9 protein-coding genes are annotated in these 20,423 nt (G+C 62.0%); all 9 read left to right on the top strand.

Translation table 11 applies throughout. From position 1 onward, the window contains the following. The first annotated feature begins 9 nt into the window (after positions 1–9). The gene (locus tag LDN95_RS15015) at positions 10–2,436 is read left to right on the top strand and encodes a hypothetical protein (protein WP_226018409.1); all 2,427 of its coding nucleotides are present in this window, start codon (positions 10–12) and stop codon (positions 2,434–2,436) included. Between the two features lie 31 nt (positions 2,437–2,467). Beyond that, the gene (locus tag LDN95_RS15010) at positions 2,468–2,761 is read left to right on the top strand and encodes a hypothetical protein (RefSeq protein WP_226018408.1); all 294 of its coding nucleotides are present in this window, start codon (positions 2,468–2,470) and stop codon (positions 2,759–2,761) included. Beyond that, positions 2,758–3,168 carry an N-acetylmuramoyl-L-alanine amidase gene (locus tag LDN95_RS15005; protein ID WP_226018407.1) on the top strand — a complete coding sequence of 137 codons (411 nt, stop codon included), beginning with the start codon at positions 2,758–2,760 and terminating at the stop codon, positions 3,166–3,168. The genes LDN95_RS15010 and LDN95_RS15005 overlap by 4 nt, the downstream gene beginning before the upstream one ends. A gap of 194 nt (positions 3,169–3,362) precedes the next feature. Next, positions 3,363–3,764: a hypothetical protein gene (locus tag LDN95_RS15000; RefSeq protein ID WP_226018406.1), complete on the top strand. Its 402-nt coding sequence runs from the start codon at positions 3,363–3,365 to the stop codon at positions 3,762–3,764. A 19-nt stretch (positions 3,765–3,783) separates the two neighbouring features. After that, positions 3,784–4,272 carry a hypothetical protein gene (locus LDN95_RS14995; RefSeq protein WP_226018405.1) on the top strand — a complete coding sequence of 163 codons (489 nt, stop codon included), beginning with the start codon at positions 3,784–3,786 and terminating at the stop codon, positions 4,270–4,272. After that, a complete protein-coding gene (locus LDN95_RS14990) occupies positions 4,269–5,027 on the top strand; it encodes a hypothetical protein (RefSeq protein WP_226018404.1) in 759 nt (252 codons plus the stop codon). The genes LDN95_RS14995 and LDN95_RS14990 overlap by 4 nt, the downstream gene beginning before the upstream one ends. A gap of 3 nt (positions 5,028–5,030) precedes the next feature. Next, positions 5,031–5,735 (top strand): hypothetical protein, encoded by a 705-nt coding sequence (locus LDN95_RS14985; RefSeq protein WP_226018403.1) that lies wholly within the window; start codon positions 5,031–5,033, stop codon positions 5,733–5,735. After that, positions 5,732–6,364, top strand: a complete 633-nt coding sequence (locus LDN95_RS14980) for a hypothetical protein (protein ID WP_226018402.1) — start codon at positions 5,732–5,734, stop codon at positions 6,362–6,364. The genes LDN95_RS14985 and LDN95_RS14980 overlap by 4 nt, the downstream gene beginning before the upstream one ends. 7 nt (positions 6,365–6,371) lie before the next feature. Next, complete coding sequence (locus LDN95_RS14975) at positions 6,372–20,420, top strand: SNF2-related protein (protein ID WP_226018401.1); 14,049 nt, start codon at positions 6,372–6,374, stop codon at positions 20,418–20,420. Positions 20,421–20,423 lie beyond the last annotated feature (3 nt).

Genomic DNA, 20,423 nt, shown 5'->3' with positions numbered 1-20,423 from the left:
GAGACATCCATGAAGAACTGGCATCGCTTCGCGTGCCTCATTTTGAGCATCGCGCTTGCATCACCTGCGCTTGCTGACAGCCAAAAGCCCGTCGTTGTCATCAACGGCGTGCAGAAGCAGCTTCCGGCCGGAACCACTCTTGGCACGAGTGTGCCGACCACGGCTGGCGCCAGCGTCAATCTTCCGCATGGTGCAGCACCGACTGCACCTGCAAACGGCGACGTATGGACAACGACCGACGGCATCTTTGCGCGCGTCAACGGCGCAACGGAGGGGCCGCTGCGCACCAGCAAGTTCCGTGCTGACAAAATCCTGATCGGTCCGAACCCCAAGGACAGCAACGAACTGCTCAACATCGCAGGGTCCGTGACGACTCCGCGCACGGTGGCCGTTGGCGTTGGCGGTGGGTTCATCTCCGAAGGGATCATGCTGCGCACTGGCGCAGGCACCTTCACCAACACCGCAGCCACCCCGACCAGCACCGACAACATCTACAAGGGCGTGTTCGCGACCAACTCGATGAGTTCGATCACGTTGGCGGCTGACAATCCCATGGGCTATTTGGGCGCGGCAACGCTCTATATTCCATCACCGCCAGTCGCGGCGGTGGATATTCCCTCCTATACCGCGTCGAACAAGAACAACCTGTTCATTGCTCGCAACGGCGCTGGACGCCAGAACCTCTATTCGCTCTACGTGGCCAATGGTCGCGTCGGCATGTTCGCATCGATCGCCACGCCCGGCAGCCCGCAGAACGCAGGGGGCTTGCTCATCTCCACCACGCAGAGCATCCCGCAATGGGGCACGCAGGCACCGTACCTGCATGTGACCGGATCGCGCTTGCAGGACTATGGCGTTTACAACTCCACGACGGGTGCGATCGATGCCTACACAGGCGGCTCGACCATCACGGGTGACACGGCGACCACGGAGTTCGATGCTGCACAGCTTGACGCGAATTGCACGGGCGCATGTGTCGGAGGTGTGACCTTTGCGAAGGCTGCGACCTTGCGCATTGCTGGTCCACCAAAGGCCTATGATGCATCGAGCGCCAGTTTCGTGGGTTCGATCACCGGCAACGTGCTCACGGTTACTTCGGTCACGTCGGGCAAGATCATCGTCGGCCAAGGCCAGTATATCAGCGGCACTGGTGTTCCCGCCGGGACGACGGTCATGAACCTGCTGTCGGGCATCGGCTATGCTGGCACGTACCTGCTGAATGACACGCTCGATACGCCGGTCGCCAGCACGAACATGACGGCTACCGCTGGCTGTGGTTGCGTGACGATCACGAAGCCCTATGCATTCCAGGTGGCTACCGGCAACACGTATCTTGGCGGCACTCTCGAAGTAAAACAGGGAAGCACCCCCCTTACTGGCAATGGTTGGGGTGCAAATGGCCTGCGCTTTGCGACTGATGCCGCCTCTATTACTGATCTTAAATCCAGCGGCATAACTCCCATTCAAGCTATCTACGCAATTCAAAAAGATAGCTTTTATGGAAATGGCGCAACAATCACAAACCTTGCGCAGTTTTACGTTGAAGATGATCCATATGTTGGGACTGGTACTGTTGGAAGTAGCTGGGCTATCTACAATGGCGGCAGCATGTACGTTGGTCGCAACCAGACGGTCAACGGCAACCTGACAGTCGTCGGGAGCACTGGTGGAACCTCTGCAGCATTCAGCACGACTGCAACTGTTGGTGGCACCATCTTTGTGGGGTCCAACCGTGCAGCCAGTGCCTGGGGGACAAACGGTGCCAAGTTCGCATCGGTCAACTCCACCCTGACGGACACGTCGTCTTCGGGAACCGTGGGATCGGCCTTCTCCAATGGCTTTGCGTCGGACACCATTTCCGCCACGGCTGCGACAAACTACACCAATGCCGGAACCGTCTATATCGGCGGCGCACCGGCGGCTGGTTCGAGCGTGACGATCAGCAATGCGTGGGCGCTCTACGTTGCCGGTGGCGCTTCCTCGTTCAACGGTGGCGTCAAGATCGGTGCATCACGCTCGCTGGCGGCGTGGGGAACGTCTGGTCCTGAACTACAGATTCCAACCGGCGTGACGCTGACCGATACCACGTCGAGCGGCACGGTCGCGTCGGCGCACTCGAACACCATCGGCCAGGCGACCTTGGCCGCAAGCGCTGCGACGACTTACACCAACGCAGCCACCCTCTACATCCAGAACGCGCCTACCGCTGGCACCAATGTGACGATCACGCGGCCATGGGGCATCTACAACGCCAGCAACCAGTTCGTCAGCGGCTCGCTCAGCGTCGGCACCACGGTTCAGTCTGGCGCGGGCACAGTCAATGCCTCTGGTGGCTATTACGCCAACGGCACGGCGGGCTTTACCGGAACCAAGGTGGCTGGCTCCTGCACCTTCACCATCAGCGGCGGCATCATCACCAACGTCACCGGCTGCTGACTCATCGCATTACAAAGGCCGGGGGGCAGACATGAGCACTTCGAATTTGGTTGAAAACATCGTGGCTGCTGTCCCGGCCATTACCCTGTGTGGCGGTGCGATTACGTGGATTTGGAACAAGGTCGAGAAGCGTTTCAAGCGGATCGAAGCTGAACTTGAGCACTGCCGCATGCGTGAAATTGACGCACTGGAGCGGCGAGGCACGCACCTGACCGTGATCGAACTGCTTTGGAATGAGATCAAGCGCTTCGCCCCAGATTCCGACGTGCTGGATCGTGCCCACTACCTCCTTGATAGGTTGAAGAAACAAGGGAAAAGCGAATGACCCCTATCACTCACCTCACGATCCATTGTGCTGCAACGCCGGAAGGGCGCGACAACAGCGCTGCAGAAGTTACGCGCTGGGACATTCAGCGGTTCGGGCAGGCCAGTTACCATTGGGTGGTTGAACTGGATGGCGATGCCATCCGTACATTGCGCGATGACCAGAAAGGCGCGCATGTTGCTGGCCACAATACCGGCAACATCGGCATCTGCTATGTCGGTGGGACCAGCACGCTGAATACCGGGGCCAAGCCCAAGGACACGCGCACCCCGAAACAGCGCGAGACACTCCGGCGGCTGGTAGCCGAGTACCGAGCCAAATATCCCGGTATCATCGTATTGGGACATCGAGATTGGCCGGGTGTATCGAAAGCATGCCCCATCTTTGATGTGAAAACAGCACTCTGATCCAATTTGCATCGCATGGCGGAGCAATCCTTCCGCCATGCGTCAATGATTGTCGTATTGCGATACGACTGCTATAACCCCCACCACTGCAAGCGGGGGTGGCCATGGGTTACGATAGCACCGGAAAATGGACTCCCGAGGACGCGAGCGTTTCAGCGCGCGTGGCAACGATGACCTCGCAGGATTCACCGATCATGCGGCAGGCGATCGGGGCGGGCATGGCCAGCGCCAACCGGCGCGGCCTCATCAATTCATCCATCGCAACCAGCGGCGCCATCGGCGCGGGCATCGGCACCGCCGCGACCATCGCCAGCCAGGATGCGCAGCAGGCGCACCAGATGAATTTGGCGACCATGGAGGACACGCGTCAGCGCGACTTGTCCAAGAACACGATCGCCTCAACCGATCGCAATGCATACGCGAGCACGATGGCCCAGCTTGGCAGCAACTACAGCCAGGGCATCTCCAACACGCTGCAGAATGACAAGATTCCATCGCAGACGCGCAACGCAGCACAGAATGACATTTCGGCACTGCTGCACTCACAGCAGCAGCAGCTTGGCGCGATTTACGGCGTCGGCCTGAACTGGGGCTGATACCATGCGCCCCGCCCGCATGACCGATACGATCCGGCTGACGGAAATGCTGGAGCACCAGCATCCACGTAGTCGGTTCGCCGACGCTGGTGATGTCGATGTACCGTACACCCGGCGCATGCTGGCGCAGGCCATCCAGCGCAACGGCAACAAGCATGACGGCGGCGCGCTCGTCATGGTCATCGAGAACGATCAGAACGTCATCGTAGCGTTCGTGGTGGGCGTGCTGTCGCGGGTCTACCATATCGGCACAGCCCTGTGCGCTCAGGATATGTTCTTGGTGGCCGAGGACAATGCCCCGCCGCTCAGCGCAATGCGGCTGCTGTCTGCATTCATCAGCTGGGCAGAGCGCAATCCGCGCGTGCTCGAAGTCCAACTCTCTCACTCCGACGCGCTGCCCGAAGGCGAGCGCATGGCGCCGGTTTACGAGCGCATGGGCTTTGCCCGCAGCGGTGCGGTCTTCCGGCGCGACAACCCAAACTTCAGGAAAAAGGCAGAGCAGCCATGAGCGGCGTTTTCAAGGCGATCGGCAAGGCGTTCAAGTCTGTCGTCAACGTGGCAAAGAAGATCGCATTGCCCGCGCTTGCCATTGGTGCGGCAGTGCTGACCGGCGGCGCGGCTCTTGGCGTGTTCGGACCGGGCGTCTTTGCGAGCCTTGGTCTGAGTCAAGGCATGACAGCGGTTCTGGCAACGGCTGGGAAATCCGCTTTGACCGGTGCTCTGTTGAGTACCGCGACAGGAGGCGATCCAATCAAGGGTGCCACGGCAGGCTTTGTCACAGGTGGCGTGCTTGGTGCGGCAGGCTCGGTGCTGGGCACCGCAGGCAAGGCAGCCTCGACGGCAGCACAGGCGGGCCAGACTGCGGCATCGACCACTGGCACGACGGCAGCAACCGGCGCGCTGGATGCCGTCGGTACGGCGATAGCAGCACCGGTATCCGCCGCTGCACCCGCAATCGCAGCCGCTGCCCCTACGGCCATCGGTTCAGGCATCCTGCCCGATTTTGCCAGCAAGGCGCTGGGTAGCGTGTTCTCCAACCCCGTTTCAGCCGGGATGGCGATTCAGGGCATCGGCAGCGGCATCATGTCGGCAACGCAGGCTGCCGAAGCGCGGCGGCAGGATGCGCAAATCCGCGAGAACTATGCCGGGTTTGGCGGCTCCAGCGGCAGCACGGGCGGCGGTTTCGCGACCATTGCGCCCAGCGGTGCCCCCTACTTTGCCATCGACCCCATGACGGGTCGCATCATCCAGAAGGCGAACTGAACCATGATCGGCATCGGTGCAGGCATCAAGCAGCGCATGGCGCAGGGTGAGCAGCAGATGGGTGGCGCAGGTGGGCCGCAAGACCCGCCCGAGCCTGCCAACGACAATGTCACCGCCCAAGGCGACCCCGACAGCGATGGCGACCAGCGCGCGGACAACGACAGCGACGGCGATGGCTCGCAGTCGCAGGCCAGTCCCGAGGAGCAAGCAGTCTACGACAAGTTCGTGAACAATGCGCTGGAGATTATCTATCCTGCCGACCAGCGCGGACAGATGTCCAAGTCCGTCGCAGCACACCTGCAGGGCCAGTACGAGCCGCAGATGCAAGACATGCTCAAGGCAATTGACCCGCCCATCGACCCGCATGACCCGGTCGATAACATCGGCGCGACCGCTGCGCTGATTGGCCTGTTCCTCGATGCCAGCGCCAATCAGGCAGGCAAGGACATTCCTGACGACGTCATTTTCCATGCTGGCCGCGAAGTGGTCGAGGTGCTGGGCAACGACGGCGAGAAGTTTGCCGGTCTCCATGTCGATGACAAGCAGTTGGAGCAGGCCTTTTATCGCGCTGGCGACATTTTCCGGCAGATCAGTCCGCGCGTCGATCAGCAGCAGTTGGCCAATGAATTTGGCCAGATCGTGCAGGCCGATAAGTCTGGTCAGTTGAACAATGCCATGCCCGGCATAAAGCAAGGGCGCGCAGCATGAGCGGCCTTGGCTATATCCTGGGCGGGTTTACCCAAGGCATTGGCGCTGGCCTGGTCAAACAGGGCGAGGCGCAGGCCGCAACGCAGGCCGAAGATGCCAAGTTCCGGCGTGAACTGGCGCTCAAGGGCGTCGATCACCAGAACCGCATGACCGAGGATGCAAACCAGAGCGACCTGACCGCCGGTCGTGACAAGGCTAGTTCCGGCTATCGCATCACGGAGCAGACCAACCAAGCCGACCTGACTGACCGCAATGATGCTCGCCACACTGCGCGCAGCACCGTTTCGCAGATCGCCGTGGACAAGGCCCGCACGACCAATGATGCCGCGCTTGCCCGGCTGAAAAGCGGCCTGCAGATCACTGAGGATCAGGCCAAGGCTGCATCCACGCTTTCCAACGAGTTGGCACTGGCTGGTCAAACGGTTGGTGACCTGCAGATCGCAGCCGATGGCTCCATCTGGGCCTACAGCAAAACCGGCGTAGCGCTTGGCCATTCCAAGCCCGGAAAGTTTGTCCCTCCGGCGGCGCCCGGCGGCGGTCTCGACGCCTCTGCCCTCCTTGGCGGCAGTGCCCCAGCCAAGCCTTCGGCAGCCGCACCCGGCTCGCCCGTCTCGACCTCCAACTGGTAAGGCCACGATGCCCCGCAACGTCACGGTCACGTTCAACGATGGCTCGCAGCATGTCTATGCAAACGCTCCCGACGACATAACGCCTCAGCAGATTGTTGACCGTGCAACGCAGGAATTTCGCAAGCCGGTCAAGGCACTGGACGGCGGGCGTGGGCCAGTAGAGCGGACGTTGCGCGGGATCGGTGCGGGCATCAAGAGCGCATACAATGCGGCCGACAACGCCATGCAGCCGCTACGCGATGCCGTAGGCATCGACCCCAATGCAGCCGAGGCAGAGCGCCGAGCCGTGTCGGATCGGATGATGACCGCACGTGCCAATGACATTGGGGAGCAGCACGGTACGATCGATCGTCTGGGCGACTTCTTCAAGCGCGGTGAAGCAACCCTTGATGCCGGTATGCACCGGTTGGCCGGTCAGAACGACGAAGCGCGCCGGGCCGAGGACGTGGCCAACGCGAAGATCGATGGCGAGGTTTCGTGGCAGGAGGCCAAGGGCAACCTTCTGAACATGCCGCAGTTCCTGCTAGAGCAGGGCGTATCCAGCCTTCCTTCCATGGCTGCCGCAGCAGCAACTCCGTTCGGAACCATCGCGGCAGGATTGAGCAACACCGGCCAGATTGCCCAGGCGCGCGCCGAAGGAGACGGACGGCAGGATGCCAGCACCACTGACAAGCTGATCGCTGCGCCATTCGGCGCTGTGTCTGCGCTGCTTGACCTCAAGGGCTTCGATAGCATCATCGAGGCCGAGGGTAAGAATGCCCTCATCCGCATCCTTAAAGCGGGCGGTGCAGAAGGTCTGACCGAGGCGGCGCAGGGCGCTATCGAATACGCCGGTGGTTCAGTCGGTACGAAGCAGGGCTTTAGCTGGACCGAAGCGCTGGATCAGGCCTTGCAGAGCGGCATCGTCGGCGCTGGCGTTGGCGGTGCAATCCGTACTGGCGAAGAAGGCCTGCACGGCGGGCTTCATGGCGCTGGCAAAGTCTTCCGGCTGGCAGGCCAAGGGATCACCTCGCGCCCCATTGCGCCCGGCAAGATGTTCGATGGCATCCGCAATGCCGCTGTCACGCCCGAGGACGAGGCCAGTCCGATCCCGACGGACATCATCGCCAAGGGCAAGGCCGAAATGGCGGCAGCCACGGGCAAAGATAGTGCCGACGCCATCCTCAAGGCGGCCGGGATGCCGACGGTAGGCAAGCGCGTCAGCATCGAAATGCCGGGCGGCGATGTGCGCGAAGGCACCGTCTCGGACGCCTTCGACACAGATGCGGGCGACATGGGCCGCGCGCATGGCCTGTCGGTACAGATGGACGATGGCTCCACCTTTGCCGAGCACTTCGACACGCTCAAGGATGCCGGGGTCAAGATCACCGAGGCGACTGGCAAGCCTGCGCCGCTGGCCGAAGCCGATGCGATCGATGCAGGGCTTCGCCAATCCGCCGATGCACCTCTGGACCTTGGTACTGCCGACCAGTCCGAACCCGCCACACCAGCCCATATTGCCCAGCGCGGAAACCCGGTAGCCAACGCCAAGGCCGTGGTGGAGGAAGTGTACCCCGGCGCCAAGGTGACGTCGTGGACCCGCCCTGTTGATGGCGTTGGCTCGCCCACGTCGTGGCACAAGCGCAGCAAAGCCGCCGTGGACGTTGCTCCGATCAAGGGCATGTCGTTCGACCAGTTCGTCGCCGGGTTCAAAGCCAAGGGCTATTCGATCCTCGAATCCATCGATGAGGTGAACCACCCATCGAAGTGGGCGACCGGCCCGCACTGGCACATCGTGCTGGGCGAAGGCGGCGCGCAAGCGGCTGCAGCGCCGGGCCAGTCCAGCGCGCAAGCCACCGCAGCGCCGAGTGAACCTCGCGCGCCGGGCAGTGCGATGCAGGACGATATGTTCGGCGGGCCGTCGATGACGGAATCGCAGGTCGCCGCGCGTGACGATGTGGCTGCCGTGCTCGACAGCGCCAATCAGGAAGCCGAAGCCGACGGCAAGCCGCTCGACCTTGGCCGCGCCGTGCAGGATTACCAGCGCGCGATCGACAATCATGCTGCCGACGGCAAGACCGCGCCCCTGACGCATTATCTCGAAACCGATGCTCCGCAGTCGCTGACCAATGCGGTGTTCAAGAACCCTGACCTGCTGCCCCTGCTGGCGCAGCGCGCGGGCATCGAGCAGGCCGCATCCACCGTCGCCGATCCGACCGACGCGCAGAAGGAGGCGGGCAACTACCGCAAGGGCCATGTGCGCGTGCATGGCATCGACATCACTGTCGAAACACCCAAGGGCCGCGAGCGCAGCGGCACCGATCCGAACGGCAAGCCTTGGGCCGTCACGATGCCCGACCACTATGGGTACGTGAAGCGCACCGAAGGCGCGGACGGCGAACAGGTCGACGTCTATGTCGGGCCGAACCCCGAGGCGCAGACGGTCTATGTCGTGGACCAGAACCACGCTGGCACCGGCAAGTTCGATGAGCACAAGGCGATGCTTGGCTACAATAGCCAGGCCGAGGCCGAGGCCGCTTATCATGCCGGGTTCAGCGATGGGCGCGGCGGCGAGCGCATGGCCAACGTCACCGCGATGCCGGTGGGCGCGTTCAAGGAATGGCTCAAGCAGCCGCGCACCAAGCCGATTGCCGAGGAGCAGGCGACCGGGACCGGGGCCGATGCACCGGCTGGTGTTCCCGATGTATCGAAGGATGACTACGCGCGCGCGGTCGATGAAGTGCGGCGCGCAGGCGTTGGCTCCGCATCGTTGATCCAGCGGAAGCTGGGTATCAAGCATCAGGCACAAGCGGCAGTCTTGCTTGCACGCATGGTGCGCGAAGGCATTGTTGGGCCGATCGACCAGAAGACTGGCCAGCATCCCGTATTGCAGCCGCAGGCCCCGGTGCAGCAGACCGGCAGCGCACCGCGCGTCGAATCCCTCACCGAGAAGTCGGTGATTGTGCGCGGCCTGGACAAGAGCGATGCCTCGCGTGCCAAGGTCGCGTCCGCGCTGCCGGAAAAGGGTAGCCCGCTCTGGAACGAGAAGGAAAAGGGCTGGGTCGTCTCGAAGAAGCACGAGGCGAAGCTGCGCGCCGTCATTGAGGGCACCGAGAGCAGCACCCAAAAACCGCAGAGTTCTGCGCCTGACAGCGCCAAAACTAAGGGTGAGAGCACCACCCCAAAATCCAAGCATGGGCCAGCCATTGTCGAAATGGACAATGAGATGTTCAGCCGCGTCTGGAAGAGTGCGCAATTTCGCAGCGGCACCAAGGGCATCAGTCTGCCTCATCCTGAAAGCCCAGCGGGCCATGAATTGGCGCAGGGCTGGTATGATGGTGGTGCCTTCGCCATCGAAAAACTGCGATCAATCGTTGCTGATCTTGAGGCCAACGCAAAGGCCCAAGGGATGCAGCCTTTTAGCTTCAACCCTGTCCAGTCGTACATTGAGGGGTTTTATGCCCGTGTAGTCGGTGAAGCAGCAGAGATCAGGCAAGTTCAGAGCGGCGATGTATTGGGTGCTAAGGAAGCGCTCAAGGTAATCGAAAGCCATGAAGATGGTGATGGTCCCGCCGCTCATTCGGCAGCGACCGAGGATGCGCCAGTAACTGACGATGCGCGTGCCGAATTTGACCGCAAGTATCCTGCTGACAAAGATCAGGGTTATGCGATCGCCAGCCCCGCTGGTGTCACGCGGGTAGGTATGCCTGGTAACCAGGCCGATCCGAAATCCGTCCGCCGCGCTATCATGGAAGCAGCCGTACGGAATGGCGTGTCCGAGCAATACTTCGACCAGATCATGGCGTGGGCAGGTGGTGAAGCAACCTTCGGGCCAATCCATGTTCTTTCCGGTCAGGCGCAGGAGATCAATGATCGCGCCAAAAAGATCGCGCGGGAATTGCAGGATCAGGCGATTAATGATGCCGCATCCACCACACCTGCTCAGCCCACAGCACCGCTGTCCACGCCAACGGCCAAGAAGGCCGCGACTGCCGATGCTGCGCGCCGCCTGAGTGAAGCCATGAGCACCGCCGCCGAAACAACCCCATCCAATGCTGTCGGCGTGGTCGCTGTCGATGCTATCGAAAAGGGCAAGCCAGCCAAGGCTGGGCGCTTCACCAACAACAAGATTTTCACCGAGGACAAGGTCGCAGCAGCACGTGCCCGCATCAAGGAAAAGCTGAACCGGCTCAATGCGGGGATCGACCCCGAGTTGCTCATGGACGGCGTCGTGCTGGCCGGTGCCCACATCGAGAGCGGCATCCGCAAATTTGCCGATGTTGCGCGCGCTCTGGCCGATGACCTGGGCACCAGCCTGACGGCTATCAAGCCGTACCTGCGCGCCTGGTACAATGGCGCGCGCGACATGATGGAGGACGCGGGCGAGGACGTGTCCGACATGGACGGTCCCGGTGCCGTCAAGGCCGCGCTGACCATGATTGAGGATATGGCGACAACTCCCGTTGCCAGTGCTAAGGAGGGCACGGAGAATGTCGATGCTGGGACTGCAGTACACCCGGATGGCGCTGGATCATTGGCGGGAGTTCCTGCCAATGATGTATCGCGACCTGCAGGAAAGCGGGACGCTGAACGAGATGGCGCAGAAGCGGAGTCGGCAGGCAGCCGAGCAGGTCGCGCATCTGATGCTGTCGGCGGGGATGCAAAAGCACGAGGCCGAGGAAATGGTTCTGCCCGACCTGATCCTTCTACCGCCGGAACCCGAGACGGAGATCGAGGCCGAGGAGGAGTAGAGCCTTCATCGGCTGGCGAGCAGTCCCTTACCGATCCCAATGAGGCGATCGAGAAGGCATCGCCCACCAACGTCCCTGCCTCCAATTTCACGATCACCGATGATGTGGCGCTTGGTCAGGGGACCGAGGGCGTCAAGTTCGCGGACAACATTGCCGCGATCGAGACGCTGAAAAAGATCGAGGCGGAGAACCGCCGCGCCAGCCCGGCCGAGCAACGCACGCTCGCCCGCTATGTCGGCTGGGGTGGGTTGAAGAATGCCTTCCGTGTCGCCGGTGCCAAGGATGGCGAGGGCGTGGCAAAGGGCTGGGAAAAGCGTGCCGCCCAATTGGAAGAACTGCTGACGCCGTCCGAGTTGAAGGCCGCGCGCAACTCCACCACCGCTGCCCACTACACCAGCCAGACCGTCGTAGATGCCATGTGGCAGGCTACTCGCCGCCTTGGCTTTGCTGGCGGCGCGATGATTGAGCCTTCCGTCGGCACCGGCAATTTCCTTGGCCTGATGCCCGAGGCGCTGCGCGGCGACACCAAGGTGTTCGCAGTCGAGTACGACAGCCTCACCGCGCGCATGGCGCAGAAACTGTATCCGCACGCTACCATCGTGCATTCCGGCTTGCAGGATTTGCCGCTGCCCAAGAACCAGTTCGCCCTGGCGATCGGCAATCCACCGTTCGGTCGGGAGAGCCTGTACTTCCCGCACAATGCCGCGCTCAACGGCAAGTCGATCCATAACCAGTTCTTCCTCGCCTCGCTCGATACCGTGGCACCGAATGGGCTGATGGCGATGGTCGTCTCCCACAACCTCATGGACTCGCTCGATCCGTCGGCGCGCTATGCGATGGCCGAGAAGGCCGAGTTCCTTGGCGGCATCCGCCTGCCCGATACGGCGTTCAAGGAGAATGCGCGCACCGAAGTCGTCACCGACATGCTGTTCTTCCGCAAGCGCACGGAATCGGAGATCGAAGCTGCCACTGCCGCGGTTGCTGAAATGCAGACCGGCAAACTGGCAGATAAGATGGTTCAAGGCCAGCTTGAGACCAAGGCCGACATCGCGCGCTGGGTGAAGTCGAGCAAGATCACCGACCCGGCTGGCTCTGGCGAGGAGATCAACGCCAATGACTACTTCATGAGCCGCCCTGACATGGTCGTCGGCAAGATCAATGCCACCGGCACCATGAATATGCGGTCCGACCTGAATGTGACGCTGGATGATCCCGCACAGTTCAAGCCCATGCTTGATCGCGCCGTGTCCCGCCTGCCCCAGCGCAGCCCGGCGACCAGCCTTGCTGCGCGCACCACCACCCACTTTGACGTGATGGCCAATGCCATGCGCCTGTCCGCGCGCAGAGCCGAAGTCGGCGCGGTGCAAATCGACCTTGATGGCAACCTCAAGATGGTTGTCGACATCGATGGCGGCGACATGGGCAAGGCGCTCAAGCGCGAGATCACGCTGACCGAGAATACCCCATTCGCCAGCGACTATACGCTCGATGTGAATGGCAAGTGGCAGAAGACCGTTGACCTTGTCGGACCTGACGGGAAGCCGAAGAAGATCGAGGATGCCAACGGCCGGGTCACGAACCGCAATGCCAAGGAGACGATCACCTACCAGAGCGAGTCCGATATTCCTGCCAAGGATCGTTGGGGCAAAGATCGCATCGCCGCATTGCGCGGGATGCTGCCGATCAAGGAGGCGATGAAGCGCCAACTCGTGCTCGAAACGCAGGGCGCTACCGATGGCATGATCGACCTGAACCGCAAGGCTTTGAACAAAGTCTATGACGCGTTCGTCAAAAAGCATGGCAACCTGAACGACGCGAAGAATGCCAAGGTCGCCATGCTCATGCCGGATGGCGCGCTGGCGCTGGCGGCTGAAACCAATGGCGGCACTGCCCGCGCGCCCAAGGTGCAGAAAGCTGACATCCTTTCTCGCCGCGTGGCCATGCCGCCGCAGATCGCAGAGCGCGCGGACAATGCTGCCGAGGCGGTCGGTATCAGCCTTTCCGAATTCGGGCATATCGACCTTGGCCGAGTGGCGAAGCTGCTTGGCACCGACGAGGCTGGCGCTGCCAAGGCGCTGGCGGCTGGCGATGAACCTTCTGCGTTCTATGATCCCGAGGCCGGGCGCTGGGAGGCGCGCGACCTTTACCTGTCAGGACTCGTCCGTCGCAAGCTGAACATGGCACGCGAGGCCGGGCTGGAATCCAACGTCAAAGCGCTTGAGGCGGTCATGCCCAAGGATTGGACGATGGAGCAGATCACGCCGATCATCGGCAGCGCATGGATTCCCGGCGACGTCTATGCCGACTTCTATCGCCACCTTGGCTTCTCGAAGGCGCACGTCAGCTATTCGCCCGTCACTAACACCTTCTCCGTCATCGTTGACGGCAAGCCTGCCGTGCAGTGGGCAACCAGCAACGGCGCGCACCCAACCGAAGCCGTCGTTTCGCGCTTGCTCAATACGCAGAGCATGAAGGTCCAGCGCAAAGATGCTGATGGGAAGACCTATACCGATGAGGAAGCGACTGCAGAAAGTGAGCAGAAGGCTTCGGAAATTCACAACGAGTTCCTGTCGTGGGCGTTCAGTGAGGAAAACCGTGCCCAGCGCCTGGTCGGCATCTTCAACGAGAAGTTCAACACCCGCCTGATCCGCCAGCGCGACGGCTCTCACCTGAAACTGTTCGGCAAGGTTCCCGACACGGTCATCAAGATGCGCCGCCACCAGATGAACGGCATTTGGCGCGGGATCACCGACCGGGCCGTACTCTACGATCACGTCGTCGGTGCGGGTAAGACCTTCACGGCCATCGCCCGGATTATGGAGCGGCGGCGCATGGGCATGTCGCAGAAGCCCATGATCGTGGTGCCGAACCATCTGGTCGAGCAGTGGGCCAAGGACGTGAAGGCGCTCTACCCCGGCGCCAATGTCATCGCCGCTGGCAAGGCCGACTTCGAGCGCAAAAATCGCCGTCGGCTGTTTGCCCGTATTGGGTCAAGCGACTTCGACATGGTCATCATCGGCCATAGTTCGTTCGGGTTCATCGACCTCGATCCGGCGACCGAGGACCGCTACCTTACCGAAGAACTGGCATCGGCAGTTGCCGCAGTCGGCGAAGCGCAGAAGGCTGCCGATGAATCGGGGATGCAGAGTTGGCGCAAGCCGATGGGCGTGGCCGAGGCCGAGCGGCTGGTGAAGAAACTGGAAGAACGGCTGGCCCGCCTGCGCACCGCCAAGCGTGACCGCCTGCTGACCTTCGAGGAAATGGGCATCGATGACCTGACGATCGATGAGGCCCACGAGTTCAAGAACCTCGCCTATTCGTCGCGGCTGCAGAACGTCTCGGGCATGGGCAACAAGGTCGGCTCGCAGAAGGCCGTGGACCTGCACCTGAAAGTGCGGTCGCTGGCCGAGCGGCAGGGAACGTCCACCGCGTTCCTGACCGGCACCCCTGTCAGCAACTCCGTTGCGGAAATGTACCTACTCCTGCGCAACCTCGTGCCGCAGGAGATGAAGGAAATGGGCATCGAGAACTTCGACGCCTGGCGCTCGATGTTCGTCAGCTACGGCACCGCATGGGAGCCGACGGAGTCCGGCGGGGTCAAGGAGGTCAACCGCCTGGGCCGCGAGTGGAACAACATGCGCACGCTCATGGACCTGTATTATTCGGTCGCGGACGCTGTGACGATGGACGACATCAAGTCGGCCTATGCCGAAGACAATCCCGGCAAGAAGTTCCCGATCCCCGAGGTTGCCTCGCGCAATGCTGGGAAGGGTGACCGCGAAGCTATCGTTGTGCAACCGGACGAGGTCACGGCGCGTATGCTTACCGAAGTGGTCAATGACTTCCGTGCGCTGCCTGGAATTAGCGACCCCAAGGAGCGCAATGCCGAGCGCCTGCGTTTGATGGACCGCGCGCGGAAGGTATCGCTCGACCCTCGCGCTGTGAACCCGCGCAACGAAGCGCCGCCGACCGGAGGGAAAATTCGCTCCGTCACTGACCGGGTGGCGCAGATTTACCGGAAATGGGATGCGGACAAGGGAACGCAGATCATCTTCCTCGACCGCTCGGTGCCCAAGGCCAAGGGTGACGAGAAGGTTGTCGAAGCCTACGATGCTCTCAAGGTAAAACTGGCAGAGGCAGTCCGCAGCGGCGATGACAAGGCCGAGGGCAAGCTGCTTGATGACCTTGAGAAGTACAACCCCGATGAAATGGAGTCGCTGCGCGTAGCCGTGCAGGGCGGCTGGAATGCCTATGATGAGATCAAGCGCCAGCTTATTGCCCATGGCATCCCTGAAAACGAAATCCGGTTCGTGCAGGAGGCCAATACCGACCAACAGAAGCTGGACCTGTTCGATTTGGTGAAGAAGGGCGATGTGCGGGTACTCATCGGTTCTACTCCGCGCATGGGGGCTGGCACCAACGTGCAGGACCGGCTGGTCGCGCTGCACCATGTCGACGTGACGTGGAAGCCGTCCGACATCGAGCAGCGCGAGGGGCGCATTGTCCGCCAGGGCAACAAGCTGCTGGAAAAGTACGGCGATGACTTCGCCGTAGACGTCATCGCCTATACGACCGCGCGCACAGTCGATGCGAAGATGTGGGATTTGAACGCCAGCAAGTTGAAGGCGATCAACGGTATCCGCAAATACGACGGCTGGTTCTCGATGGAGTTCGAGGACGAGGAAAGCGCGTCGATGGCGGAAATGGCGGCGCTGGCTACCGGCGATCCGATGATGATCGAGCGCGTGACACTCGATACCGCGATCAAGAAACTGGAACTGCAGCAGCGCTCATTCAACAATCGCCAGAATGCCCTTCGCGCCAAGCTGGCGCAGAGCAAGCGCACGGTCTCCAGCGCGCCCGGCCGCATCGCCATGTACGAGAAGTTCGCCGACGAGGTCGAAGCTGCGGCTGGCCCTGTGGGCGAGCGGTCAGGCGCAAGGTCGATCACAGTCGAGGGCGAGACATACTCGACCCGCGATGCCGCCGACGAAGCTGCCCAGGCGGCAATCACACGAATCCGTGGTGACGATCCCAAGGCCAGATTCTCAATCGAGGTCGGTGGCGAAAAGGTCACAACGCAGGACCAGATCGGGGACGCGCTGCGCACCGCGTTTGGCACGCCCGGCTTCGAGGGATCGTCAGACGGCGAAACCTTCACCCACGTCATGGACCTCGCCAAAGTCATGTCGGCACGGGCCACGATCGCGGCGAAGGCAAAGGGCGAGTTCACGCTTGATGGCATGTCGATCAACGGCATCGCGGTTGAACTGGACGTTGCCGAGTCGCGCTACGGCAAGACGAAGTCCGTGACGCTCTCTGCGCTGAACGAGGACGGCCGGGCGGTAATCAGCCGCGAATCGTTGAGCGATGGTACTTCTGTCAGCATGATGCGCGCCTTGATCGATAAGGTGGTCGATGGTCTAGATCCCCAGAGTTTCCGGGCTGCTGCCAAGATCGAGCAGCGTTCGGCCGATCGCGCGCAGGATGAAATTGGGCCTCTGGAAACCGAGGTTGAAAAGCCTTGGCCGCAAGCTGACGACCTCTCGACAAAGCGCGATCGGCTCAAGGACGTCATCACCGAACTGGCTGAAAAGGAAAAAACCAAACAGAGCATCCCGGTTGAGGATGCACCTGAAAGCCTGCGCCAGCGTGACCTTGAAGATCAGGAGTTGGGCCGCGAGGCACGCGCGGAGCGTGAGCGCTACGCCAAGACGGTGGCGGACCTTGAAGCGCGACTGCGGCAATTGGGGCTTTCCGGCAAGGTCGCACTGGCACTTGTCAGCACGATCAATCGCGACGGCCTCCCGACCAAGGTAGCTGGCGAATACTGGCAGGGGCTGATTCGCATCGCCTTGCAGTCGCGCCAGGCGAAGATGTTTACCCTCAACCACGAGATCATCCACCACCTGCGCAGAGTTGGCGGAACTGGCGTGTTCAAGCCTGCTGAGTGGACGGCGCTGACCAAGCGCGCGGAAGCCGATACCAGTCTGATGGCGTCGATTCGCGATCGGTATCCGCACCTCGATACCGAAGGGCAGTTTGAGGAAGCGGTGGCCGATATGTTCGCCCATTGGTCGGATGGGCGTAGCCAGGAGAGGGGATTCGTTGCCAAGGCGTTTGAGCGTTTGGCCGAGATGTTCCGTGCGATCGGGCAGGCGCTGCGCGGCGGCGGTTTCACGACGCCCGAGAGCGTCATGCGCGCCGTGGAAAACGGTATCATCGCCGGGCGAGAAAGCGGGCAAGAATCGGCTGGCGAACCCAAGGCCAGCATTCCCGATGAAACCCCAGCCTTCGACAATGCCGAAACCGAGCGGCGCTTTCAGGATGCCAAGGCTGGCCTGAATGCTCCCACAACGCTGCGCCAGCGCGTGACTGAGTTCGCAGATCGCACTTGGTCGGGGATGACCCGGCATTGGATCGCGCTGCCCAACGAGCCGCGCTATGCCGCGCTCCAACAGAAGCTGCGTGCGATCGAGGCAGCGCCAGACTTCGCCCGAGAGCGCACGGTGCAGATGCTGGACGACATGGTCGCCGGGTTCTCGAACGAAGACCTCGACCTGTTCACGCGCAAGGTGATCTTGGACGACCTCGCCTGGGACGCGGCCAACGAACGCGACTTGCCGTTTGGGTTCACGCGCGAATCGCTCATGGCGGAGAAGGCGAAGATCGACCGGCTGGTAGAAGCCCAGCCCGACAAGCGCGTGTGGAAAGCGGCGATGAAGCGCAAGCTGGTCAACCGCAAGATCGCACAGGAACTGGTCGACGTCGGCGTGCTCGAAGCAGAGCAGATCAAGAACCCCGCGTACTACCGGCATCAGGTGTTGGAATACGCGCGCGCGCAGGCCCAATATGCCCGCACGCCCGGCAAGAAGCTGAAAACCCCGAAGTGGGCGCAGCGCATGGGGTCAACGCTCGACATCAACGCCAACCTTCTGGAAGCCGAGTTCGACTGGCTGAACAAGGCGTTGGTCGATATTCCCGTCGCCAAGACCATCGAGTGGATCAAGCAGAGCGAGCACAATATCCTTGGTCGCCTGCAGAGCGAGGCCAAGGCCAGCAACAAGGCTGGGGTCGCGGCTGTCATCGCCAGCGCGCAGGAAACCATCGCCAGCAAATTGAGCAGCAAGCAGGACATCGCACAGGCTGAAACCCTGATCGAACAGGAAAAGGGCTTCCGCCAGAAGATCGCCATGGGCTTCGACCTTGTGAAGACTGCGCTGGAGGATGGCGAGATCGAAGTACCGCGCCAGTTCACGCGGGCCGCAGCCGCGATCGAGAGCGGCAAGGGCATGGGCACCGAGCCGCCCTTCGCCTTCCTGTCGTGGATGCTCGATACCGACCAGCCCGGCGCCATGGGCGCAGCGATGGTGATGAAGGCGATCGGCCAGCGCCGCGCCTGGACCAAGGCTGTGCTGGGCAAGGGCTATGTGAACCCTGACAATGCCGAGGAACTGACCAAGCGCCTTGCGCCCGAGGGTTACCGCACATGGCAGCCCGACGAAGGACGCCTGCTGTTCACGGTCAAGACGATCCCCGAGCATGTCATCGATGGCATGATGGAGAAGCTGGAGGCACCCGAAGGCATCGATCCCGCCATGCTCCGCGCCGTGCTTGAGTCCTCGCGCAATGCTCTGGCCGTCGGTGGCCAGCGCTACACGATGATCCTGCCGCAGGAAGTCGCTGATACCCTTAGCAACCTGCGCCGTGAGAACATCGAAGGGCTGTTCGATCACCTGATGAAAGAGCCGCTGAAACTCTGGAAGCGCTGGGTTCTCATCAATCCGCGCCGGTTCTTCAAATACAACCTGAACAACGCAACTGGCGATCTTGACGCGGTGCTGGCTGGCAACCCGCGTTCGCTGCGCCGGATTGGCGATGCTGCCAAGGAACTGTCGGCCGTCATGCGGGGCAAGGCGAAGCCCAGCGCACGGTACGAGGAAGCGCGTGCGCGCGGCGTGTTCGACTCCGGCCTGTCCATTCAGGAGATTCCCGACCTGCACCAGCTTGCCCCGTTCGAGAAGTTCCAGGCTGACCAAGCGCGCGGCCCGATCAGCAAGGTCGCCATCCTCCCGCTCAAGAAGGTATGGGGCGCGCTGCAGGGCGCAACGCAGTGGCGTGAGAACGTCCTGCGCTATGCCTCCTACCTCGACTATGCCGACCGTCTGGAGAGCGGCGAGAGCCAAGCCAGCGTGGGTTATGGCGCGTCGGTGCCGCGCATGGTGGATGCCGTGCCCGACCTGCAGGACCGGGCTGCCCTGCTCGCCCGCGACCTGCTGGGCGACTACGCTGCGATCAGCCACTACGGCGGATGGTTGCGTCAGACGGCCATCCCGTTCTGGTCATGGACGGAAATCAACACCAAGCGGTACTGGCGCCTGACCTCCAACGCCTATTCCCAAGGCATTGGCCAAGGTTTTGCAACCGGCGGCGCGCTGGGCGCTGCTGCTGGCGCACGCGCTACGGCCTGGATGTTCGTCCGCATGGCGGCGATCTATGGGATGATGGCGCTCTGGAATGGTCTGTTCTTCGGCGACGAGGAAGACGAACTCTCCGACGAGCAGAAGGCACAGATGCATGTCATCCTTGGCCGAGATAGCGATGGCAACATCATCTCGATGCGCGCCCAGGGCGCTTTGTCGGATGCGCTGGGCTGGTTCGGCTTTGGCGACATCGGCAAAGCAGCACAGGCCTACGAATTGGGCCGGGGGTCGCTGATGGACGTGCTGACTGCCGCACCGAAGGCTGCGATCAACAAGGTCGCCACCTCCCTCACACCCATGATCACCGTGCCGGTCGAAGCCGCGACAGGGAAAAAACTGTGGCCTGACGTGTTTAACACCCGGCAGAATCGCGATCCGTGGCGGAACCTCATGTCGACGTTCAGTATGGAGAATGAATACGACCTCGCCATGGGCAAGCCGTCACGCGGCTATGGCCGGTCATGGCAGGAAGCTGCGATCTATCGCCGCGACCCCGGAGAGGTCGCCTACAACACCGCGCGTTCGGTCGCCTACGACTGGCTCAAGCGGGAAAAGGGACAGGAATTTGCAGGCGGCTTCACCACCAAGCGCGGCGATGCCATGCGCGACTTCCGCACCGCTCTCAAGTTCGGTGACAAGGATGCTGCGCGGCAGGCTCTGACGGAGATGGTCAAGCTGGGCGTCGATCGCGGAGACTATGCCGCGATGATGAAGCGCGCCGCGCCGCTCGGTCCGATCCCGGTCAAGGACCGGCCTGCATTTGTGGCGCAGTTGACGGACGACGAGCGGGCAGCGTTCATTCGTGCTCAAGGATGGTACGAGAGCACGTTCCTTGGACGGTGAGTT

Source organism: Novosphingobium sp. FKTRR1, assembly GCF_020404405.1.
Lineage (GTDB): Bacteria > Pseudomonadota > Alphaproteobacteria > Sphingomonadales > Sphingomonadaceae > Novosphingobium.
The sequence above is the reverse complement of the archived record's forward strand: the minus strand, read 5'-3'. Positions and strand labels throughout refer to the sequence as shown.